We start from the raw sequence: 22,890 nt of genomic DNA on the forward strand, positions 1-22,890 counted from the left end.
AGCCCCGGTTCGGGCATCGGCTGGGTCGGCGAGGCACGTTCGCCCGGCACGTCGGAAGCCGGCACCGGCACCTCGCTGATCGGGAACAGCGGCGTGCCGTCGCGACGGTCGAAGGCGAACAGGAAGCCGGTCTTGGTCGCCTGCAAGACGGCCGCGCGCGGTCCCTGCGCAGTCTGCACCGTGGTCAGCACCGGCTGCGAGGCCAGGTCGTAGTCCCACAGATCGTGATGCACCAACTGCTGCGCCCACACCCGGCGCCCGCTGCGCAGGTCCAGCGCCACCAGCGAGTCGGTGTCACGGTTGTCGCCCAGGCGCTCGCCGCCGTAATAGTCGGGGCTGGCCGAGCCGGTCGGTACGTAGACCAGGCCCAGCGCCGCATCCACCGACAGCGGCGCCCAGGCATTGCCGCCGCCGACCGTGGCCGCCTGCTCCGGCTGCCAGCCGGCCGCAGCCGCTTTGGCCGGATCGCGCGGCACCGGATCCCAGCGCCACAGTTCGCGGCCGCTGCGCGCGTCGTAGCCACGCACCACGCCCTGCTCCAGCGCATGCCCGCGGTTGTCGCCGATCGAGCTGCCGACCACCAGCACGTCGCCGGCCACCACCGGTGGCGAGGTCACCGCATAGTTGGCCCAGGCATCGCTGGCGTTGTCGTGCACATCGATGCCGGCATGCAGGTCGATCGTGCCGTCCTTGCCGAACCCGGCGCAGGGCTTGCCGTCGGCGGCATCCAGCGCGATCAGCCGCGCATCCAGGGTGCCGTACACGATGCGCTCGCGGCACGCGCCGGCCGTCGCCTGGGTGTCGCGCCAGAAGCTCACCCCGCGCGAGGCCGGGTCGCTGTAGTGCTTGTTGCGCGGCACCTTGGCATCGAACGACCACAGTTCGCGGCCGCTGGTCGCATCCAGGGCGAAGGCGATGCCGGTCCCGGTGGTGAGATACATGCGCCCACCCAGCACCAGCGGATTGGCCTCGAAGCGGCGCCGCTCCGGATCGGGCAGGCCCGCGCCGAGTTCGCCGGTGCGGAACGACCAGGCGATGCGCAGCCGGCCGATGTTGTCCGGGGTGATCTGGGTCAGCGGCGAATACTGCCCGCCGCCGGGCGCGCCGGCATAACTGGCCCAGTCGCCTGGCGCCGCCGCGCAGAGGCCACCGATACCCATCGCCATGCCCGCCCCGCATACCGCTGCCCGCCATCTCCTGATCACGCATCCGCTCCTGTCGCTGCCGAAGAAAGTGGCGGCAGTGTCGAAGTCGTGCCGGGCCCTGTCAGCGCAGCAGGGACGGCAACCCCAGGCCTGGGGACCAATGGCGGGTCGACAGGGACGAGTGGCGCCCCTGGGGATGGCGCAAACGCTTGATTGCGCAGGGGCTGGTCGGCTGCATCGCGTGGCCGTCCGCACCCGGCCCGTCGCGCCGGGCACGCCGCAACGATGCCGTACACCGGCCAACCGGAACGAAAAAGGCCCCGCTTGCGCGAGGCCTTTCCGGACAGCGGCGGCGACAGCGACAACCCGAAGGCGGGTCGCTGCCGCAGCGCTGACGGCTTACTTCACCAGCGAGGCGATTGCCGCACCCAGGTCGCCCGGCGAGCGGACGGTCTTGACGCCTGCGGCTTCCATCGCCGCGAACTTGCCCTCGGCCGTGCCCTTGCCGCCCGAGGCGATCGCACCGGCGTGGCCCATGCGCTTGCCGGCCGGGGCCGAAGCACCGGCAATGAAGCCGACCACCGGCTTCTTGACGTGCTTGGCGATGTACTCGGCACCGGCTTCCTCGGCGTCGCCGCCGATTTCGCCGACCATGATGATGCCTTCGGTCTGCGGATCCTCGTTGAACAGCTTGAGGCAGTCGACGAAGTTCAGGCCGTTGATCGGGTCGCCGCCAATGCCGATGCAGGTGGACTGGCCCAGGCCGACTTCGGTGGTCTGCTTGACCGCTTCATAGGTCAGCGTGCCCGAACGCGAGACGATGCCGATCTTGCCCGGCTTGTGGATGTGGCCCGGCATGATGCCGATCTTGCACTCGCCCGGGGTGATCACGCCGGGGCAGTTCGGCCCGATCAGCACGGTGTCCGGATGCGAGCGGGTCAGCACGTTCTTGACGCGCAGCATGTCCAGCACCGGGATGCCTTCGGTGATGCAGACGATGACCTTGATGCCGGCCGCGGCCGCTTCCAGGATCGCGTCGGCCGCGAACGGCGGCGGCACGTAGATCACCGAAGCGTCGGCGCCCGTGCTCTGCACGGCATCGGCCACGGTGTTGAACACCGGCAGGTCGATGTGGGTGGTGCCGCCCTTGCCCGGCGTGACGCCGCCGACGACCTGGGTGCCGTACTCGATCATCTGAGTGGCGTGGAAGGTGCCCTGCTGGCCGGTGAAGCCCTGCACGATCACCTTGGTGTTCTTGTTGATCAAAACAGACATTGGAGTTCCTTGGTGTCGTGGATCAGGCAGCGTTCTTGACAGCTTCAACGACCTTCTTGGCGCCGTCGTTGATGTTGTCGGCCGGGATGATGGCCATGCCGCTGTCGCGCAGCAGCTGCTTGCCTTCTTCCACGTTGGTGCCTTCCAGGCGCACCACGACCGGCACCTTGACGCCCACTTCCTTGACCGCCGCGATGATGCCCTCGGCGATCATGTCGCAGCGAACGATGCCGCCGAAGATGTTGACGAAGATGCCTTCGACCTTGTCCGAGGACAGGATCAGCTTGAACGCCTCGATCACGCGCTGCTTGTTGGCGCCGCCGCCCACGTCCAGGAAGTTCGCCGGCTCGCCGCCGTTGAGCTTGATCACGTCCATCGTGGCCATGGCCAGACCGGCACCGTTGACCATGCAGCCGATGTTGCCGTCCATGGTGACGTAGTTGATGTCCAGCTCCGAAGCGGTCACTTCGGTCTCGTCTTCCTGGGACTTGTCGCGCATGGCGACCAGTTCCTTGTGGCGGAAGTTGGCGTTGTCGTCGCTGTTGAACTTGCCGTCCAGCGCGTAGAGGTTGCCGTCGTCGAGGATGGCCAGCGGATTGATCTCCACCAGCGCCAGATCCTTCTCGTTGAAGATGCGGTACAGGTTGACCATGATGCTGGCGAACTGGCCGGCCTGCTTGGCGGTCAGGCCCATCTTGAAGCCGATGTCGCGGCCGTGGTAACCCTGCACGCCCTCGACGAAGTCGACGTTGAGGGTGTGGATCTTGTCCGGGGTCTCGGCGGCGACCTGTTCGATCTCCATGCCGCCTTCGCTCGATGCGATGTAGCTGATGGTGCGGGTGCCGCGGTCGACCAGCACCGACAGGTACAACTCCTTGACGATCTCGCCGGCGGTGGTCACCAGCACCAGGTTGATCGGCAGCTCGACGCCGGCGGTCTGGTAGGTGGCCATCTTGGTGCCGAGCAGCTTCTCGGCAACGGCCTTCACATCGTCGGTGGTCTTGCAGAACTTGACGCCGCCGGCCTTGCCGCGGCCACCTGCGTGGATCTGCGCCTTGACCATCCAAGGGCCAGCGCCAAGCGACTTGGCGGCTTCAACCGCTTCTTCCGGAGTCGCCGCGACCTTGCCGGCCGGGACCGGGATGCCGTACTCGGCAAGCAGTTGTTTTGCCTGATATTCGTGGAAATTCATGCGTCACCGTGGGAAAAGGAACGGCCGTCCCGCAGCGATCCGGGCCCTGAGTGGCGGCCGGGAGCGGTACGGACGGGACGCCTATTGTCGCCGACCGAGGGCGGCGGCGCAAAAGCGCCGGCGGCCTGGCCCGGCCGAGGCCTCCGGCGGGGTCCGCGGTGGCGCCACCGGGTGGAGCGGGCACTCGGGCGCCCACGCCTTGCTGCCCTCACCCCGCGACGTCGTCCTTGGCCCTTGCCCCAATCCGGCGCCGGGCCGCCGGCGATGACAATCGCGGTTTCCCCGCCGAGGGCGGTGACGACCCAGGCAGATCGCCACCGCCCCGGTCGCCATCCGCGTAGACGGCGCCGCCCCTATACTCGCGCCGTCCGCTGTCCGCCCGGAGTCCGGCTTGCCCACCAGCGCCTCGCTCATCGATCGCATCGAGTCTATTCCGCGCCGCGAGCTGTACTTCTTCGCGCTGTACCGGGTGCTGGTGGCCGGGCTGATCGCCGCCCTGGTGTTCAGCCCGCTCAGCGTGCTGGTGGGCGAACCGCGCTACCCGCAACTGGCCGCCACCTTGTCCACCGCCTACCTGGCGGTGGCGCTGGCGTTGCTGATGTGGGGGCGCAACGAGGCGCACCTGGCGCCCATTGTCGGTTTCAGCGCCTTGGCCGACATCGTCGCCGCGACCCTGGCCGCGCATGCCCTGCCCGCGGCCAGCGCCGGTATCGCGATGATGCTGCTGTTCAACGTCGCCGCCGCGGCAATGCTGCTGCGCCTGCGCGGCGGCATCGCCATCGCCCTGACCGCCTCGGCGGCGACGCTGGCCGAATACGTCTGGAGCGTGCTGGACGGCGCCGACAATACCCGCAGCCTGGCCGAACTGGCGATGTTCGCCACCAGCTATCTGGCGGTGGCCTACATCTGCAACGGCCTCGGCCAGCGCGCACGCGCCAACCAGCGTCTGGCCGACCGCCGCGGCGCCGAGGTGGCCAATCTCTACGAAATCAACGAACTGATCATCCGCCGCATGCGCACCGGGGTGCTGGTGGTGGACGCGCAGAACCGGGTGACGCTGGCCAACGAGGCCGCGTCGGCCCTGCTCGGCGATACCGACGGCAACAGCGGCAGTGGCAGTGGCAGGCTGGATCTGGCCAGCGCCGCGCCGGAACTGGCCCGACGCCTGCAGCGCTGGCGCAACGGCTGGAACCAGGACGAAAGCCCGCTGCAGCTGTCGCCGGACCAGCCGGAGGTGCAGCCGCGCTTCGCCCGGCTGCTGGCCGAAGGCGACCTGACCCTGGTGTTCCTCGACGACGCCACGGTGGTCTCGCGGCGCGCCGAATCGCTGACGCTGTCGGCGCTGGGCCGCTTCTCGGCCAGCCTGGCCCACGAGATCCGCAACCCGCTGGCCGCGATCAACTACGCCTCGCAGCTGCTGGAGGAATCGCCGGCGATCGGCGATGCCGACCGCCGCCTGCTGCAGATCATCCACCAGCAGTGCCAGCGCACCAACGGCATCGTCGAGAGCGTGCTCGGCCTGGCCCGGCGCGAACGTTCCAATCCGGAGAACCTGGACCTGGGCGCGTTCGTGCGCCGCTTCGTCCTGGAATACCGGCAGACCCTGTCGATCGAGACCGACAGCCTCGAAGCGATCCTCGCCCCGCAGCCGGTGCACGCGCTGGTCGATCCCAAACACCTGCACCAGATCCTCAGCGCCCTGGTGCACAACGCGCTCAAGTACGGGCGGGTGATGGAGGAGCCGGCGCGGGTGCGCCTGCGCGTGGCGCTGCAGGAGCGCAACGCCATCGTCGACGTGATGGACCGCGGCCCCGGCATTCCCGAGGCGGTGGCGGCGCAGCTGTTCCGGCCGTTCTTCACCACCTCCGAGCACGGCACCGGGCTGGGCCTGTACATCGCCCGCGAGCTGTGCCGGGCCAACCAGGCGCGCCTGGAGTACGTGCCGGTGCCGGCCGGCGGCGCCTGCTTCCGCGTCGCCCTGCCCGGCCCGCACGCCATGCTCAGCGGCTGACAGGTGAGAATCGCTCCGCCAGCGCGCGACCGGCGCCGGTAAATTGGCGCATGCCCCGGTTCCTACGCTATCTTCCCCGCACATGAACGAAACCCGAAGCGCCCTGGTCGTCGACGACGAGCGCGACATCCGCGAGTTGCTGGTCCTGACCCTGGGCCGGATGGGGCTGCGCATCAGCACCGCCGCCAACCTCGCCGAAGCGCGCGAACTGCTGGCGAGCAATCCCTACGATCTGTGCATCACCGACATGCGCCTGCCCGACGGCAACGGCATCGAACTGGTCAGCGAGATCGCCAAACACTACCCGCGCACGCCGGTGGCGATGATCACCGCCTTCGGCAGCATGGACCTGGCGGTGGAGGCGCTGAAGGCCGGCGCCTTCGACTTCGTCAGCAAGCCGGTGGACATCCAGGTGCTGCGCGGCCTGGTCAAGCATGCACTGGAACTCAACAGCGAGAGCCGCGCCGCGCCGCCACAGCCGGCCCCGGAACAGGCCAGCCGCCTGCTCGGCGCCTCGGCGGCGATGGACGCCCTGCGCAGCACCATCGCCAAGGTCGCGCGCAACCAGGCGCCGGTCTACATCCTCGGCGAATCCGGCGTGGGCAAGGAACTGGTCGCGCGCACCATCCACGAACAGGGCGCCCGCTCCGCCGGCCCCTTCGTTCCGGTGAACTGCGGCGCGATCCCGGCCGAACTAATGGAAAGCGAGTTCTTCGGCCACAAGAAGGGCAGCTTCACCGGCGCCCATGCCGACCAGGCCGGCCTGTTCCAGGCTGCGCACGGCGGCACCCTGTTCCTCGACGAGGTTGCCGAACTGCCGCTGCCGATGCAGGTCAAGCTACTGCGGGCGATCCAGGAAAAATCGGTGCGCCCGGTCGGCGCCGCCACCGAGGTGCCGGTGGACGTGCGCATCCTCTCGGCCACCCACAAGGACCTGGCCGACCTGGTCGCCGAGGGCCGCTTCCGCCACGACCTGTACTACCGCATCAACGTGATCGAACTGCGCGTGCCGCCGCTGCGCGAGCGCGGCGGCGACCTGCCGCAACTGGCCGCGGCGATCCTGGCGCGGCTGGCCAAGAGCCACGGCCGCCCCACCCCGCTGCTGTCGCCCTCCGCCCTGGACGCCCTGAGCAGCTACGCCTTCCCCGGCAACGTGCGCGAACTGGAAAACATCCTCGAGCGCGCCCTGGCAATGGCCGAGGACGACCAGATCAGCGCCACCGACCTGCGCCTGCCGCAACCCGGCAACCACGCCCGCAGCGCCGCCGAAGCCGCCCCGGCCCTGCCGCGCGGCGTGGTCGACATCGACCCCAGCTCCTCCGCCCTGCCGTCCTACATCGAGCAACTCGAACGCGCCGCGATCCAGAAGGCGCTGGAAGAGAACCGCTGGAACAAGACCCGCACCGCCGCGCAGTTGGGTATCACCTTTCGCGCGTTGCGCTACAAGCTGAAGAAGCTGGGGATGGAGTAGTGAAGCCGGGAATGGGGAATCGGGAGTGGGGAATGGGAAAAGCCGCTCTTCCGGCTACCCCTGCCCTTCGCCCGAGGGAGTGATCCGACCAGGCGGGTAATAATGCGATTGGGCGCAGCCGGCATCGTGCGCCCTGCGCTACAAGAGGCCTGGGAATAAGACTTGGAATACCAGCAGGCCACCAGGGATGGGAAACCCCGCTTTTCCGATTCCCCACTCCCAATTCCCTATTCCCAGCTCCTCAATCCTTCGTCACCCGATTGATCTCGGCCAGGCTGGTGATGCCGTTGCGGGCCTTGAGCAGGGCCGACTGGCGCAGGTCCTTGACCCCGATCTTCTGCGCGGCGCTGGCGATGTCCATGGCGTTGCCGCCCTGCAGCACGATCGCCGCGATCTCGTCGTTCATCGGCATCACCTGGTAGATGCCGGTGCGGCCTTTGTAGCCCTCGGTGCACTCGTCGCAGCCGACCGCCTCGTACAGTTGGACGCCGGCGGCGATCTCCGCCTCGGTGAAGCCTTCGGCCAGCAAGGCCTTTTCCGGCAACTGGACCGGGCGCTTGCAGTTGTTGCAAAGGCGCCGCGCCAGGCGCTGGGCGATGACCAGGGTCACCGAACTGGTGATGTTGTAGGGCGCGATGCCCATGTTCATCAGGCGCGCGATGGTCTGCGGCGCGTCGTTGGTGTGCAGGGTGGACAGCACCATGTGGCCGGTCTGCGCGGCCTTGATCGCGATCTCGGCGGTCTCCAGGTCGCGGATTTCGCCAACCATGATGATGTCCGGATCCTGGCGCAGGAACGAGCGCAGCGCCGCCGCGAAGGTCATGCCGCGCTTGTTGTTCTGCTGCACCTGGTTGACGCCGGGCAGGCGGATTTCGACCGGGTCCTCGGCGGTGGAGATGTTGCGGGTGTCGTCGTTGAGGATGCCCAGCGCGGTGTACAGCGACACCGTCTTGCCCGAGCCGGTGGGGCCGGTAACCAGGACCATGCCGTACGGCTTGTGGATCGCATCCAGGAACAGCTTCTGCTGCTCGGGCTCGTAGCCGAGCTTGTCGATGCCCAGCTTGGCCGCGCTGCCGTCGAGGATACGCAGCACGATCTTCTCGCCGAACAGCGTCGGCAGGGTGCTGACGCGGAAGTCGATCTGCTTGTTCTTGGACAGGTTGAGCTTGATGCGGCCGTCCTGCGGGACCCGCTTCTCAGCGATGTCCAGCTGCGCCATCACCTTCAGGCGCGCGGCGATGCGCTGGTTGAGCTTGACCGGCGCCTTGGCCACGCTCTTGAGCAGGCCGTCGATGCGCAGGCGCACCCGGTAGTCGTCCTCGTAGGGCTCGAAGTGGATGTCGGAGGCGCCGCGGCGGATCGCATCGACCAGCACCTTGTTCACGAACTTCACGACCGGCGTGTCTTCGCCCTTGGCGTCGATGCCGGTGTCGCCACTGCCGCCCATGTCCTCGTCGCCGCCGCCGACATCGAGGTTGTCCATGCCCTCGTCGTCGCCCAAGGCGCTGCCGAGGGAATCGTTACTGGCCTGCCACTGCTCCAGGGTGCGGCGGATCTGGTCCTCGTCGACCAGGATCGGCTCCACCGTCAGGTTGGTGTGGAACTTGATGTCGTCCAGCGCCCGGGTCTGGGTCGGATTGCTGATGCCGACGAACAGGCGCGTGCCGCGCTTGAACAACGGCAGCACCTGGTACTTCTGCAGCAGCTCCTCGCTGACCAGCTTCATCGCGTTCTGGCTGGCGTCGAAGACCGAGACATCCATCAACGGCATGCCGAACTCCACCGCATTGGCGGCAGCCAGCTGCGCGGCGGTGACCAGCTTCTTCTCGGAGAACCACTGCGGCAGCGGCACCTTGGCCTCGGCCGCCTGCGCCATGGCGGTTCGCGCCGCAGCCTCGTCCAGCGCACCGTCCTGCACAAGGCGGCGGGCGATGCCGGTGATGCCGACAAGGTTGGCTGCAAGAGCATTCATAGCTGGAAAGCCTCATTTCACGCAAGGTGGCTCATCTTAGGGAGTAAGAGACTGTATCCCCGCATCTGCAGTAGCGTCTTCGACTGATCCACAAATGACAAGCCCGCCATCAGGCGGGCTTGTCTGCACAGTGCAACGGCTTCAGAGAGAAGGCCGTAGCATGGTGATGGATCAAGCGCCCGTGCAGGCGCTGGGCACGTACTTCTTGAGCGCGGTGGTCTGGCAATCCCAGCTCAGCGAACCGCCATTGTCGGTAGCGGTGAGCTTTACGGTCTTGTTTGCGAGGTTGGCATTGAGGCCAGTGGCCTTGAACGTCGCGGTGATGGTGCAAGCCGGCTTCGTGCCGCCGAGAGCAACCTGAGCGGTGTACTTGCCGGTATAGGCAGTCGCCGCCTCAAAACCATTCTGGGCATTGGCAGGGCAGTCACCCTGACTGGCGTAATACTCGGCCACCTGGGTCTTGAGGCCGTCGGTCAGCGTCATGGCTTCGGAGAACTGTGCACGCGCCAGATAGTTCTGATACTGCGGAATGGCGATAGCGGCGAGGATGGCGATGATCGCGACCACGATCATCAGTTCGATCAGGGTAAAGCCCTGTTGCTTCTTCATAATAGCCCCTAGAGATGGTGTAGACGGATTGAAGGTGGTGGACACTCGCCCGCGGATGCGACTCCCCGAGCGCCGCGGCAAAGCGCCACGTGCGGGGTGAGCGAAGCAGATAGCGTGCCAACTTCCTGCGCCTGCCTGATGCTCCCCCCTGTGCCCATCATGCCGCAGCGCTGCGAACAGGAGACAAGCAAATTGGTGATTTGCGACAGGCTGAGCCATCTGCCCATTTACGACAAAAATTGACCCCCAGCGTCACATGCACAGGTCGGGTGCTGCGCCAAGGAGTTCTGCACGGGTGTCAGACGCCCAGGAAACCGATACCATGCCAATCATGTCCGCCCGGGGATGGCTGGACGGGGAGACCACCGCAATGTCCGCAACGCGCAGCGCAGTCAAGAAAGAGCCGGTCGCACGCAGCACCAGTCAACAGATGCCCTTCGTCTGGGAGGGCACGGACAAGCGCGGCATCAAGATGAAGGGCGAGCAGATCGCCAAGAACGCCAACCTGTTGCGTGCAGAACTGCGCCGACAGGGCATTACCCCGTCGGTGGTCAAACCCAAGCCCAAGCCATTGTTCGGCGCGACTGGAAAGAAGGTCAGCCCCAAGGATATCGCCTTCTTCAGCCGCCAGATGGCAACGATGATGAAGTCCGGCGTGCCCATCGTGGGATCGCTGGAGATCATCGCCAGCGGGCACAAGAACCCGCGCATGAAGAAGATGGTCGACCAGATCCGCACCGACATCGAGGGCGGCTCCTCGCTCTACGAGGCGATCAGTCGACATCCGGTGCAGTTCGACGAACTTTACCGCAACCTCGTCAAGGCCGGCGAAGGCGCCGGCGTACTGGAAACCGTGCTCGAAACGGTAGCGACCTATAAGGAAAACATCGAAGCACTGAAAGGCAAGATCAAGAAAGCTTTGTTCTACCCCGCCATGGTCATGGCTGTCGCCCTGATCGTCAGCTCGATCCTGCTGGTCTGGGTGGTGCCGCAGTTCGAGGACGTGTTCAAGGGCTTCGGCGCGGAACTGCCGGCCTTTACTCAGATGATCGTGGCCGCCTCGCGTTTCATGGTCGCGTCTTGGTGGCTTCTGCTTTTGATCGTACTCGGCGCCGTCGGCGGCTTTACCTTCGCCTACAAGCGCTCACCAGCGATGCAGCATGGCATGGACCGCCTGATCCTGAAGGTACCAGTCATTGGCCAGATCATGCACAACAGCTCGGTGGCGCGCTTCGCGCGCACGCTGGCGGTGACGTTCCGCGCTGGCGTGCCTCTGGTTGAGGCTCTGGATATCGTCGCCGGCGCGACCGGCAGCAGCGTCTACGAAAAAGCGGTGTTACGCATGCGCGACGACGTTGCAGTTGGCTATCCGGTGAATATGGCGATGAAGCAGACCAATCTGTTTCCTCACATGGTCATTCAGATGACCGCGATTGGCGAAGAAGCCGGCGCACTGGACGCGATGTTGTTCAAGGTGGCTGAGTACTTCGAGCAGGAGGTCAACAACGCGGTCGACGCCCTGAGTAGCCTGATGGAGCCCATGATCATGGTGTTCATCGGCACCATTGTCGGCGGCATCGTCATCGGCATGTACCTGCCGATCTTCAAGCTGGCCTCCGTGGTCTAATAACGCATGGCATTTCTCGATCAACACCCCGGCCTCGGCTTCCCGGCCGCGGCCGGGCTCGGCTTGCTGGTGGGCAGCTTCCTCAACGTGGTCATCCTGCGCATGCCCAAGCGCATGGAATGGCAGTGGAAGCGCGATTCGCGCGAGATCCTGGAGCTGCCGGACATCTACGATCCGCCGCCGCCCGGCATCGTGGTGGAGCCGTCGCACTGCCCGCACTGCAAGCACAAGCTGGCCTGGTTCGAAAACATCCCGCTGTTCAGCTGGCTGGCGCTGCGCGGCAAGTGCCGCTACTGCCATGCGCCGATCTCGCCGCAGTACCCGCTGGTGGAACTGCTCACCAGCCTGCTGGTGGTCGCCAGCGTGTGGCGCTTCGGTTTCGGCTGGCAGGGCTTCGGCGCGATCGTGTTCAGCTGTTTCCTGGTGGCATTATCCGGCATCGACCTGCGCACGCGCCTGCTGCCGGACCAGTTGACCCTGCCGCTGATGTGGCTCGGCCTGATCGGCAGCATGGACAACCTGTACATGCCGGCCAAACCCGCCCTGCTCGGCGCCGCGGTCGGCTACTTCTCGCTGTGGTCGGTGTGGTGGCTGTTCAAGCAGATCACCGGCAAGGAGGGCATGGGCCATGGCGATTTCAAGCTGCTGGCCGCGATCGGCGCCTGGTGCGGCCTGAAGGGCATCCTGCCGACCATCCTGATCTCCTCCCTGGTCGGTGCGATCCTGGGTTCGCTGTGGCTGGCGGCCAAGGGCCGCGACCGCGCCACGCCGATCCCGTTCGGCCCCTATCTGGCGATCGCCGGCTGGATCACCTTCTTCTGGGGCACGGAGATCGTGGAGACCTACATGCGCTGGTCGGGACTGCGCTGACGGAGCCCAAGGCTTGACTGATTTCGTCGTCGGCCTGACCGGAGGCGTGGCCTCCGGCAAGAGCGAACTGAGCCGCCGCTTCGAGGCCAAGGGCATCGTCGTCGCCGATGCCGACCTCGCCGCGCGTGCGGTGGTCGCGCCCGGCCACCCCGCCCTGGCACAGATCGTGGCGCGGTTCGGGCCGCAGATCCTGCAGGACGATGGGCAACTCGATCGCGCAGCCCTGCGCCAGCGGATCTTCGAGGACGCAACGGCACGCCGCGACCTGGAAGCGATCACCCACCCGGCTATTCGCCGGTTGCTGCAGGAACAGTGCCGCGCGGCCGCCGGACCCTACGCGATCGCCGCCATCCCGTTGTTGACCGAGGTCGGTGCGCGCGCGCGCTATCCCTGGCTCGACCGGATCCTGGTGATCGACGCCCCCGAGGCGCTGCAACACGCCCGCCTGATGCAACGCGACGGCATCACCGCCGACCTGGCGCAGCGCATGCTGGCGGCCCAGGCCACCCGCGCCGAGCGCCTGGCCATTGCCGACGACGTGGTGGTCAACGACGGCGCCGCAACGGCACTGCAGGAAGCGGTGGAGAAGCTGGACGAGCAGTACCGTGCGCTGGCTGCGGCCAAGGCGTCAGCGTCTTTGTAGGTAGTCGCCCTTGTTCCCACTGGGATCAGCCGCGATCATCTTCACCGGGAATGCCCGGTCGCGGCTGAAGCCGCTCCTACGCGATGGACGAAGCCTCGTCGCCAGCCTCAGGCCGGCTTGAACCACAGTGTCGCCACCACGCCCTTGGTGGCGCCCGGACGCACGTTGACCTGCCAGCCATAGAGATCGCAGAGGCGGCTGACGATGGACAGACCGATGCCGCCGCCCTGCGAATGGCCCGCGTGGGTGCCGCGGTAGCCGCGCTGGAACAGCTTGGCCGCGTCCTCCTCGCTCAGACCCGGGCCGGAATCGATCACCTGCACCGCGTCGCTCAGCACGCGCACCACCACCTGCCCTTCCTGGGTGTACTTGACCGCATTGCCGATCAGATTGCCCAGCGCCACCGACAGCGCCGCTTCCGGTGCATCGATGGTGAGGTTGCGCTCGCCTTCCAGCAGCAAGTGCAGCGGCTTGCCGCCCAGTTGCGCGCGATGCGACTCGATCAACTGCTCGGCCACCTTGGCGACGTTGCTGTGTCCCTGCCCGCGCTCGTTGCGCGACAGCAGCAGCAGCGACCCGATCAAGTCGCTGCACTGCTGTTCGGCGCGCTGGATGCGCTGCAGGCGCTGCAGCACTTTCTCGTCGAGATTGGGCCGGGTCAGCAGCAGCTCGGTGGCGCCGCGGATCACCGCCAGCGGCGTGCGCAGTTCATGGCTGACGTCGGCATTGAACTCGCGGTCGCGCTGCACGACTTCGGTCAGGCGCGCCGAATAGTCGTCCAGCGCCTCGGCCAGCTGGCCGACCTCGTCGTCGGGGAAGTGCGGCGCCAGCGGCTTGGGGTCGCTGCTGCCGCGATAGGCGCGCAGGCGTGCGGCCAGGTCCGACACCGGCCGCATCACCCGCGACGCCGACCACCAGCCGATCACCAGCGACAACGCGCTGAACACCAGCACCGACAGGATCAGGGTTCGCTTGAGCTGCACCTCGCCCTGCATGGTCTGGGTCATGTCATAGGCGAGGAAGAACCAGACGTTCGGGGTCTTGCGCACCGCCACCTTGTAGGAGAACGGCTTGCCGGTTTCGTCGCGACCGGACACGTTGTGGATGCCGTCGGAGAAGTTGTACCACTCCGGCTGCTCGCGCCGCAGTGCCTCGAAGCGGTCGCTCTTGACCACCCGGCCGACCATCTGCTGCACCGGCAGATCCGGGTTCTTCGACGGATCGGAGAAGAACCGGTGCGAGTATTCGTCGATGTTGCGGTTCAGCACCACCTCGACCAGTTGGTTCTCCACGCGTGCCCGCGCCCAGTTGGTGGCGAACGCGAACAGTGCGGTCAGGCCGAAGCCTAACAGCACGAACGAGAGGATGATGCGGCTGCGGAGGCGGCGGCGGTAGCGTCCGCGCCGCCGCACCACACGCGGCAACGCAGGCGCTTCAGGCATCGGGTGCGGCGATGCGGTAGCCGATGCCGTGGCGGGTCTGGATCATCGGCACGTCGAATGGCTTGTCCACCACCGCGCGCAGGCCATGGATATGCACGCGCAGGGAATCGGAATCGGGCAGTTCCTCGCCCCAGACGCGGGTTTCCAGTTCCTGCCGGGTCACCACCGCCGGCGCGGCTTCCATCAGCGCCTGCAGGATCTTCAGCGCGGTGGGATTGAGCTGCAGCAGCTTGCCCTGGCGACGCACTTCCAGCGTGTCCAGGTTGTATTCCAGATCGCCGGTCTCCAGCACCCGGGTGTGCACGCCCTTGCCGCGGCGCGACAGCGCGTTGAGCCGCACTTCCACTTCCTGCAGCGCGAACGGCTTGATCAGGTAGTCGTCGGCGCCGGAATCGAAGCCGGCGAGCTTGTTGTCCAGCGAATCGCGCGCCGTGAGCATCAGTACCGGCGTCTGCTTGCGCGCTTCGTTGCGCAGCTTGCGGCAGACCTCGATGCCGTCCATGCCGGGCAGATTGAGATCGAGCACGATCGCATCGAACTCGTGCACCACCGCCAGGTGCAGACCGGTGACGCCATCGGCGGCGAAATCGACGGTATGACCGCGATCCTCGAGGTAGTCGCCGAGATTGGCAGCGATGTCGCTGTTGTCTTCGATCACTAGAATTCGCACCAACATGTACCCCGTCAGTCGTACTACGTATCAGTAGAGTGCGCCGCGGATGCCGCGCCTCCTCGTCGTCCACGGCGGCACGCCGCCATGATATTTGCAATGCGTTCCGATGGATGCCCAGGCGAACTTTCGCCCTCGCGATCCACCTGACGATTCACTGCCTTGGACAGCGCGTCGCCGCTATCAGTTCTCGCTCCAGCCGATCCGCTCGCGAGCTACGGCGCTCGCAAACGGCGCGGCCTGCCATTCGTTCTTCGGCAACGCCTGCGCCAAGCCAGGCTCGCCTCCTTCTTGAACACGTTCACCCGAGTCAGCTCGCTGCCGAATTGTACTGAGTTGCCGTGCGAACACTTTCTTCACGTTCATGGGCGCCTCACCTTGGCGCCGTGACCGATCCGGGCTCCTGCATTCCGCAGTTCCCCATTGCGTCGCAATGTAGCCGCCGCGCAAACATGCCCGCAAGCGCGACCCCGGCACCGGCCGGGGTCTGCGATCGCCAACAAATCGCCCAAGAAAAAGACCCAGGCAGCGGGAGCTGCCTGGGCCGAAAGTTTTTCTATCCCGATTACCGTTCCTGCTGAGGAGGGCAGAGCTGCGGTCCGGGGAAGCTTACGCAGGGCGGAATTAAACCGGTGTTAAGCCAGAACGAACGGCCAGTAATGCGACTAAGCCCCTGATTTCTTTCGTTTCAGACAAGCTTCGAGGTGCTCGATGACCTTGCCGGCGATATCCAGTCCGCAGACCGTCTCGATGCCTTCTAGGCCCGGGGTGGAGTTGACCTCCAGCACCAGTGGCCCGCGCTTGGAGCGAATCAGATCGACGCCGGCCACGCCCAGGCCCAACGCCTTGGCCGAGCGTACCGCGACCTCCTGCTCGCCACGGCTGGCCGCGGTCTTCTCGGCGGTGCCGCCCAGATGCAGGTTGGAGCGGAAGTCGCCCTCCGGCGCGGTGCGGCGCATCGCCGCCACCACCTGGTTGCCGACCACGAAGCAGCGCAGGTCGGCGCCCTCGGCCTCGCCGATGAACTCCTGCACCAGGAAATTGGCATACAGCCCGCGCAGCGCCTCGACCACGCCGCGCGAGGCGCTGGCCTTCTCGGTCAGGATCACCCCGGTGCCCTGGGTGCCCTCGTTCAACTTCACCACATGCGGCGGCGGGCCGAGCATGGACAGCAGATCGCCGGTGTCGTCCGGGTTGTCGCCAAACACGGTCATCGGCATGTCGATGCCCTTGGCCGCCAGCAGTTGGTGCGCGCGCAGCTTGTCGCGGGCGCGCAGGATCGCGTCGGACGGGTTGGGCGTGCAGACGCCCATCATCTCCAGTTGCCGCAGCACCGCGGTGCCGTAGCGGGTCACCGAATTGCCGATGCGCGGGATCACCGCGTCGTAGCCGGTGATCGGCTTGCCCTTGTAATGCATGGTGAAAGCGCCGGCGGCGATGCGCATGTAGCAGCGCAGCGGGTCGAGCACGCGCACCGTGTGCCCGCGTTCGCGGCCGGCCTCGACCAGGCGCCGGGTCGAGTACAGCTTGGTATTGCGGGACAGGATGGCGAGCTTCATCGAAGGCGGCGGCGGTGGCTGGCCCGGCATCATACGTCGCGCCACCGGCGCCGCGATGCCGCGCGTCGCCGCCGCCCGCGCGGCAAGGCCGGGATCGGCGGTGATCGCCATCACCCACGTTCCGCGTGCTGTCCCACAGCCGACATCGGACCGCCCCGAAACGTTCACAAAACCGTTGCATCGTGGCGGGCGGGCCGCGTACCGGCCCGGTGCCGGCTGCCCGCGCCCCGCGCGGCAGGACCGGAACGTCTCCCCCTCTTGATTGGTGACTTTCGATGACCCCCACTTCCAGATCCTTGCGCCCGCACGCGCTGGTGCTCGCCATCGTGTCCGCCCTGCCGGCCTTCGCCGCGCTGGCCGAGACCGCGCCGGCCGCCGCCACCGCAACCGCCGATGCGGCGGCCAGCGCGAGCGGCAACGATGCCACCATGCTCGACGCGATCACCGTCGTGTCCAGCGGCACCACCCGCCAGGTGCAGCGCATCACCCGTGAGGACATCGGAATCGCCGCCCCCGGCACCAGCGCGCTGAAGGTCCTGGACAAGCTGCCCGGCGTGCAGTTCCAGTCGGCCGACCCGTTCGGCGCCTACGAATGGTCCACCGCGATCAGCCTGCACGGGTTCGACCAGAGCCGCCTCGGCTTCACCCTGGACGGCGTGCCGCTGGGCAACATGAGCTACGGCGTCACCGATGGCCTGCAGGTGACCCGCGCGATCATTTCCGAGAACGTGGCCTCGGTGGAGCTGGCGCAGGGCGCCGGCGGCCTGGGCACGCCGTCGAGCAGCAACCTCGGCGGCACCGTGCGCTACTACTCGGCCGATCCGGATGCCGACGCCGGCTTCCGCTTCAGCCAGACCCTCGGCTCCGACAGCACCCGCCGCACTTACCTGCGCGGCGACACCGGCGACATCCACGGCTTCTCGCTGTACACCTCGCTGGTGCATGGCGAAATGGACAAGTGGAAGGGCTACGGCAACAACGAGTACAACCAGGCCAACGCCAAGGCGCTGTACCAGTGGGGCGACGGCAACCGGGTCAGCCTGTACCTGGACAGCTCGCACCGCAAGGAATACGACATCATGGACCTGTCGCTGACCTCGCAGCGGGTCCTCGGCTGGGATTGGGACTACCTGATGCCGGACTGGAACAGCGCGGTGCAGATCGCCAACGCGCTCAACGGCAAGGGCAGCTACCCGGCCAGCCTCAACGGCCTGCCGGCCGACTACGACAAGGCCGACGCGTCCTACTACTCCGGCGCCGGCCTGCGCCGCGACAACCTGGCCGCGCTCAGCGGCACGTTCAACCTCGGCGGCAGCGCCACGCTGAACCTGACCGGCTACTACCACGACAACAACGGCGAAGGCCAGTGGACCACGCCGTACGTCGCGTCCTCGCCCAGCGTGCCGCTGTCGATGCGCACCACCGACTACCGCCTCAACCGCCATGGCGTCACCGGCTCGCTGAACTTCACCGTGGCAGGCAACGAGATCGAGATCGGCGGCTGGTACCAGAACGCCAAGACCGTGCAGGAGCGCAACTACTTCCTGCTCGACGGCCCGTTCACCGATCTGTACTACTTCAACAAGAACGGCACCCTGTTCGCGCGCGGCTTCGCCCAGCACTACGATACCGACACGACCATGGTCTACGCGCAGGACACGCTGCGCCTGATGGACGAGCGCCTGACCCTGAACTTCGGCGCCAAGAAGCTGATCGTCGACACCACCGCGCAGTCGCAGGTGCCGTCCGCGTCCAATGCCGCCGGCGAGATCAAGGCCGATTCGGACCTGCTGCCGCAGGTCGGCATCAACTACAAGATCGACGATCACCAGGAGGTCTACGCCTCCTACAACAAGAACATGGCCGGCTTCGGCTTCACCCCGTTCCAGGAATCGCAGGCCGCGTTCAATGCGATCAAGGGCTCGCTGGAGCCGGAGACCGCGCAGACCTACGAACTGGGTTACCGCGTGCGCGGCGCCGGCGTGGAAGCGTCGCTGGCGCTGTACCACACCACCTTCGACGACCGCCTGCTGGTGACCTCGCCGTGCAGCGCGATCCAGACCTGCTCGGCCACGCTCAACAACGTCGGTTCGGTGCGTAGCCAGGGTGCCGACCTGGCGGTGATCTGGCGTCCGATCGAACAGCTGCGCTGGCTGAACTCGCTGTCCTATGACGACTCGACCTACCAGGACGACTACCTCAACGGCGGCGTGGTGGCGACCTCCGGCAAGCGCGTGGTCGGCATCCCCGAGTGGATGTTCTCCAGCAGCCTGGCCTACGAAAACGCCGGCTGGCACGCCTCGCTGGACGGCAAGTACACCGGCCGCCGCTACATCAGCTACCTCAACGACTCGTCGGTGCCAAGCTACTGGCGCTTCGACCTCAGCGCCGGCTACGACTTCGGCCAGGTCGGCATGTTCCAGAACCTGGGCCTGAGCGCGAACGTCACCAACCTGTTCGACAAGCGCTATTTCGCCACCGTCGGCACCAACGGCTACGTCGTCTCCGACCCCAACGGCTACAACCAGACGCTGATGGCCGGTGCGCCGCGCCAGTTCTTCGTCACCTTCAGCGGCAAGTTCTGAGCCGACGCGACACTGCCAGGGAAGGCATCACGCGCCGCCGCTGCTCTTGCAGCGGCGGCGTTTGCGTTTTGGGCGAACATACAGGCGCGGGGATGGCCATGCAGCATTGGCCGTCGTTTCAGAATCGCATGCGCTCGAAAGGATCGCGACTGAATCTGCCGCCACCGCCGGCGCATCGCCGGGCGTCATGCGCACCTGCTGGCAGCGACGTCGAAGGCCGTCCCCATCCTTGTGGGAGGGACTTCAGTCCCGACTGCAGCAAGGTCAAGGCGCCGACGGCCTCGCTTGGCGAACCCGGATCACAGCGACTCCTGCAGCGGCCACATTACCTATAGGTCCTGCTCCAGCAACATCCGTGCTCAGCCAGAAACCTGGCCACGCATCGGAGCGCCAGTGCAGCCACTACGCGTCGACCGCGCGGCCGATCGCCGGATCGCTCATGCTCGGCCGGCCGGTCTCGATGTGCCCAGCCAGGCGCCGCCGCCACTGCGGCAGAGTCGCGCTGTCGATGGTCAGGTCATACCAGTGGTGCTGCGCCTGCAGCGGCAGACGCAGGACGGTGCGATCACCGGCAGCCAGCGTGATCGCCTGCTCGCTACCATCGCCGCGATATCCGTCGCGCACGCGCAACGCGCAGGGCTGCTCACCGGCATTGACCAGCGTCAGCAGCAAGCATTGCGCGGCAGCATCGTAGTCGGCCTCGGCCTGCAGACCGGCATCGCAGATCCCGTCGCCATGGAACTCGCGCAGGAACCCGTTGGGGCCATGCACGCGAAGCGCGTAGCCGGCATCGGCGGCAGCGCCGCGCCAGGGGCGCGCATCCTGCAGCTCGCTGCCGGCGGCCAGCGTGTAGAACCAGGGCCCGGCCACACCCTCGTCGGCATAGGCATTGAGCGCAACGCCGGCCGCGCCGCGGTTGCGCATGCGCAACACGCGCGCGTCCGCCTGCACCTGCAGCCGCACATCGAAATCGTAGGGCAGCGCGCGCGCCGGGCGCTGCCCTGGCTCCTGCACCGGCAGCGCCTGCTGGGCAGGGCGCTGTGGCGGCGGCAGCGTCGCGGTGGCATCGATGCGGGCGATGTAATCGCGGGTGTCCGGCAAGGCCACAGGCGCCGGATCGTGGCCGACGAAGTCCAGCGTGGAGGTCAGATCGCCGGCAACCGCGCGGCGCCAGGGATTGATGTTCGGCTCCATCACGCCGAAACGCTGCTCCAGGAAGCGCAGCACCGAGGTGTGGTCGAACACCTGCGAGTTCACCCAGCCGCCGCGGCTCCACGGCGACACCACCAGCATCGGCACCCGCGGCCCCAGCCCGACCGGCACGCCGTGATAGTCCTCGCCATGCAGGTCCACGTTGCTGGCGCCCAGCTCCGGCCGGATCGCCGGCAACGCCGGCGGCACGTGGTCGAAGAAGCCGTCGTTCTCGTCGTAGTTGATCAGGAACACCGTCTTCGACCAGACCTCCGGCGAAGCGGCCAGCACCTCCAGCAGCCGCGCGCTCAAGGATTCGCCATAGGCCGGGGTGGCCTCGGGATGCTCGCTGAGCAGGTACGGCGCGACGATCCACGACACCTGCGGCAGCGTGCCGGCGCGCACGTCGCGCTCGAACGCGGCCACCAGGTGTTCGCCGCGCGAGGCCTTGGCGTTGTCGGCGGTGGAGCCAGGCACGATGGCGCGGCCGCGGCGGTACAACGGCGACGCGCGGTCCAGCTTGCGAAAGTTAGCGAAGTACGGATGGCTGTTGTCGCCGTAGTTATCGAACTCCTGATAGACCTGCCAACTGATGCCGGCCTGCTGCAGGCGCTCGGAGTAGGTGCTCCAGGTATAGCCGGGAAAGCGCGGATTGTCGCGCGCCATGTCCGCGGTCCAGTTGCCGTCGTCGCGGTTGTTCACCGCCTGCTCGCCGTCGTTGCCGACGCTCAGGCCGCTGGTGCCGGTGAACATGTACATGCGATTGGGATTGGTCGGGCCGAACAGCGAGGCGTGGTAGCCGTCGCAAAGGGTGAAGGCGTCGGCCAGCGCGTAGTAGAACGGCAGGTCCTCGCGCTGGAAGTGGCCCATGCTCATCGCGCTCTTCTGCGCGATCCAGGCATCGTGGTGCTTCCAGGTCTCGTGCGAGCCCTTCCAGTCGTGGTTGAGATCCTTCATCCACTGCGCGCTGCTGGTCTGGCTGTTGAGCCGGAACGGCAGCACGTAACGATCGCTGCCCTTGCGCTCGGGCTGGTACCAGACCGGCTTGCCGCTGGGCAGCCGCAGCGGCCGCGGATCGCCATAGCCGCGCACCCCGCGCAGACAGCCGAAGTAATGATCGAAGGAGCGGTTCTCCTGCATCAGGATCACCACATGCTGCACGTCCTGCAGCGTGCCGGTGACCCGCGCCGGCGGCACCGCCAGCGCACTGCGGATGACGCCCGGCAACAGCGGCATGGTCGCGCCAGCCCCAAGGGCCATGGACGTGCGGGTGAGAAAACGACGACGGCTGTGATCGACCACGAGAAGCAACACCGGCAACGAGCGAACGCTCAGGCATCGGCCAGCCTAGCGCTGGTCGATGAAGCGGGTTTGACAGTGCGCCGGCGGCTGTCTCGGCTGGCTCGCGACCGCTCAGCGCTGGTTCGACAAGACAATGAGAGAAAGGGGCCATGACCACCCTGATCCTCGCCCGCCATGGGCATGTCGACTGGATTGCACCCGAGCGGTTCCGCGGGCGTGCGGAGTTGCCGCTATCGCAGCTTGGCGAACTGCAGGCCGCAGCCTTGGCGACGCGCGTCGCGCAAAGCTGGACACCGCACGCGATCTACACCAGTCCGCTGTCGCGGTGCGTGCGGACCGGTGCGGCAATCGCGCAAGCGACCGGCGTGCCGACCAGGACCCTGGACGACCTGTCCGACATCGATTACGGCCAGTGGCAGGGACTGACGCACGACGAGGTAGGTGCAGGTTGGCCAGAGATGGCGCGGACCTGGTTCGCCATGCCCGACCTCGCAGTGATCCCAGGAGGCGAAACGCTGGCGGATGTCCTGGTTCGCGCCATGCGGGTTCTACAGCACATCCTTCACCATCACAGCGGCCAGACCGTGGTCCTCGTCAGCCACGACAGCATCAATCGAGTCATCCTCCTGCAATGCCTCGGGCTGCCGCTGGCGCGCTACTGGCGCATCAAGCAAGAGCCGTGCTGCGTGAATGAAATCGCGATCGAGGAAGGCAACTTCACCCTGCATCGCCTCAACGAAACCCATCACACGCTTGGGCTTTGCGCCTAGCACTGTTGTGAGGAGAGTAAAGCAACGCCGCCCAAAACGTTGACGTTACTGGATGATTATTGGGCAGAAGTGGCAGAACTGCAGGCAGCGCCTACCGTAGGTAGCGAAGGGGAAAGAAGCCATCACACCAATGCCTCAGCATCGACACTCTGCTCGCACGAATAGAACCAATAATACGCTCTCTCTAAGCTTTTATAAAGAGAATGAAAACACACTCTCAGGAAAGCAGAGCACGCGCAGCCAAAAGAAAATGCTAAAACTCATGATACAGAATTAAATCCGGACGAGAAAATCCCATCCGGATTTTAGCAAAAATCATTCAATTGGCCTGGGAGAAGGCCGCCGATATTTCGCAAAAGTTCTATAAAGCGACGCAGCACGTTCGTCGGCAGCTACGCCTTCCACTCCGCTCAACCCACGCAAAGCAATATCCGCCGATGCTTTTCCATCGCCCAGAAGATAAGCAAGGCGCAAGTAAGCCGCGCTATCAATAAGATTCTTTTCCTTTATGTCGCTAGCATAAACTTCAGAGATCCCGTAATAAGCATATAGGCTA

17 protein-coding genes and 1 pseudogene are annotated in these 22,890 nt (G+C 66.3%); 7 read left to right on the forward strand and 11 right to left on the reverse strand.

All coding sequences use genetic code 11. The features are described 5' to 3' along the window. The 3 genes from D588_RS23840 to sucC form a co-directional block, all read right to left on the reverse strand. A partial coding sequence (locus D588_RS23840) for a PQQ-binding-like beta-propeller repeat protein (RefSeq protein ID WP_017914868.1) occupies positions 1–1,166 on the reverse strand: 1,166 nt, incomplete at its 3' end. Between the two features lie 378 nt (positions 1,167–1,544). Further along, positions 1,545–2,420 carry a succinate--CoA ligase subunit alpha gene (gene sucD, locus D588_RS0102690; RefSeq protein ID WP_010342226.1) on the reverse strand — a complete coding sequence of 292 codons (876 nt, stop codon included), beginning with the start codon at positions 2,418–2,420 and terminating at the stop codon, positions 1,545–1,547. A gap of 22 nt (positions 2,421–2,442) precedes the next feature. Next, entirely contained in the window at positions 2,443–3,612 is a 1,170-nt protein-coding gene (sucC, locus tag D588_RS0102695; protein WP_010342227.1) for an ADP-forming succinate--CoA ligase subunit beta, read from the reverse strand. Between the two features lie 391 nt (positions 3,613–4,003). On the opposite strand from sucC, the gene D588_RS0102700 reads away from it, so the two are divergent. Both D588_RS0102700 and D588_RS0102705 read left to right on the forward strand, forming a co-directional pair. Further along, positions 4,004–5,623: an ATP-binding protein gene (locus D588_RS0102700; RefSeq protein ID WP_017914869.1), complete on the forward strand. Its 1,620-nt coding sequence runs from the start codon at positions 4,004–4,006 to the stop codon at positions 5,621–5,623. A gap of 82 nt (positions 5,624–5,705) precedes the next feature. Beyond that, positions 5,706–7,094 carry a sigma-54 dependent transcriptional regulator gene (locus D588_RS0102705; protein ID WP_017914870.1) on the forward strand — a complete coding sequence of 463 codons (1,389 nt, stop codon included), beginning with the start codon at positions 5,706–5,708 and terminating at the stop codon, positions 7,092–7,094. 241 nt (positions 7,095–7,335) lie between these two features. Here D588_RS0102705 and pilB read toward each other — a convergent pair whose 3' ends face one another. Together pilB and D588_RS0102715 are read right to left on the reverse strand one after the other, a co-directional pair. After that, on the reverse strand, positions 7,336–9,066 hold the full coding sequence (gene pilB, locus D588_RS0102710; RefSeq protein WP_017914871.1) for a type IV-A pilus assembly ATPase PilB: 1,731 nt from the start codon (positions 9,064–9,066) through the stop codon (positions 7,336–7,338). Between the two features lie 171 nt (positions 9,067–9,237). Further along, positions 9,238–9,675 (reverse strand): pilin, encoded by a 438-nt coding sequence (locus D588_RS0102715; RefSeq protein WP_017914872.1) that lies wholly within the window; start codon positions 9,673–9,675, stop codon positions 9,238–9,240. A 370-nt stretch (positions 9,676–10,045) separates the two neighbouring features. Here D588_RS0102715 and D588_RS0102720 point away from each other — a divergent pair, with 370 nt between their 5' ends. Genes D588_RS0102720 through coaE form a run of 3 tightly spaced genes read left to right on the forward strand, consistent with a single transcriptional unit; the run spans position 10,046 to position 12,815 of the window. Beyond that, the gene (locus tag D588_RS0102720) at positions 10,046–11,302 is read left to right on the forward strand and encodes a type II secretion system F family protein (protein WP_017914873.1); all 1,257 of its coding nucleotides are present in this window, start codon (positions 10,046–10,048) and stop codon (positions 11,300–11,302) included. Positions 11,303–11,308: 6 nt separating this feature from the next. Beyond that, the gene (locus D588_RS0102725) at positions 11,309–12,172 is read left to right on the forward strand and encodes an A24 family peptidase (RefSeq protein WP_010342233.1); all 864 of its coding nucleotides are present in this window, start codon (positions 11,309–11,311) and stop codon (positions 12,170–12,172) included. 13 nt (positions 12,173–12,185) lie between these two features. Next, positions 12,186–12,815: a dephospho-CoA kinase gene (gene coaE / locus D588_RS0102730; protein ID WP_017914875.1), complete on the forward strand. Its 630-nt coding sequence runs from the start codon at positions 12,186–12,188 to the stop codon at positions 12,813–12,815. Positions 12,816–12,922: 107 nt separating this feature from the next. On the opposite strand, the gene D588_RS0102735 is transcribed toward coaE, so the two are convergent. The 4 genes from D588_RS0102735 to rimK all read right to left on the reverse strand — a co-directional run bounded on the left by D588_RS0102735 (position 12,923) and on the right by rimK (position 16,486). Continuing rightward, positions 12,923–14,257 (reverse strand): HAMP domain-containing sensor histidine kinase, encoded by a 1,335-nt coding sequence (locus D588_RS0102735; RefSeq protein WP_026143297.1) that lies wholly within the window; start codon positions 14,255–14,257, stop codon positions 12,923–12,925. Then, on the reverse strand, positions 14,250–14,927 hold the full coding sequence (locus D588_RS0102740) for a response regulator transcription factor (protein WP_010340533.1): 678 nt from the start codon (positions 14,925–14,927) through the stop codon (positions 14,250–14,252). The genes D588_RS0102735 and D588_RS0102740 overlap by 8 nt, the downstream gene beginning before the upstream one ends. 183 nt (positions 14,928–15,110) lie before the next feature. Then, a complete protein-coding gene (locus tag D588_RS27525) occupies positions 15,111–15,293 on the reverse strand; it encodes a hypothetical protein (protein ID WP_157836396.1) in 183 nt (60 codons plus the stop codon). A 299-nt stretch (positions 15,294–15,592) separates the two neighbouring features. Further along, positions 15,593–16,486 carry a 30S ribosomal protein S6--L-glutamate ligase gene (gene rimK, locus D588_RS0102745; protein ID WP_026143298.1) on the reverse strand — a complete coding sequence of 298 codons (894 nt, stop codon included), beginning with the start codon at positions 16,484–16,486 and terminating at the stop codon, positions 15,593–15,595. 275 nt (positions 16,487–16,761) lie between these two features. Between rimK and D588_RS0102750 the strand changes: the two genes are divergently transcribed. Further along, a complete protein-coding gene (locus tag D588_RS0102750) occupies positions 16,762–19,071 on the forward strand; it encodes a TonB-dependent receptor (RefSeq protein ID WP_026143299.1) in 2,310 nt (769 codons plus the stop codon). A gap of 402 nt (positions 19,072–19,473) precedes the next feature. Here D588_RS0102750 and D588_RS0102755 read toward each other — a convergent pair whose 3' ends face one another. Next, positions 19,474–21,498, reverse strand: a complete 2,025-nt coding sequence (locus D588_RS0102755; RefSeq protein ID WP_017914878.1) for a phospholipase C, phosphocholine-specific — start codon at positions 21,496–21,498, stop codon at positions 19,474–19,476. Between the two features lie 215 nt (positions 21,499–21,713). Between D588_RS0102755 and D588_RS0102760 the strand changes: the two genes are divergently transcribed. Then, complete coding sequence (locus tag D588_RS0102760) at positions 21,714–22,334, forward strand: histidine phosphatase family protein (protein ID WP_017914879.1); 621 nt, start codon at positions 21,714–21,716, stop codon at positions 22,332–22,334. Between the two features lie 315 nt (positions 22,335–22,649). On the opposite strand, the pseudogene D588_RS26335 reads toward D588_RS0102760, so the two are convergent. Next, positions 22,650–22,890 (reverse strand): annotated as a pseudogene (locus D588_RS26335) (hypothetical protein); the annotation flags it as partial.

Origin of the sequence: Xanthomonas sp. SHU 308 (genome assembly GCF_000364645.1) — a bacterium.
In the GTDB taxonomy this organism is placed as follows: Bacteria; Pseudomonadota; Gammaproteobacteria; order Xanthomonadales; family Xanthomonadaceae; genus Xanthomonas_A; species Xanthomonas_A sontii.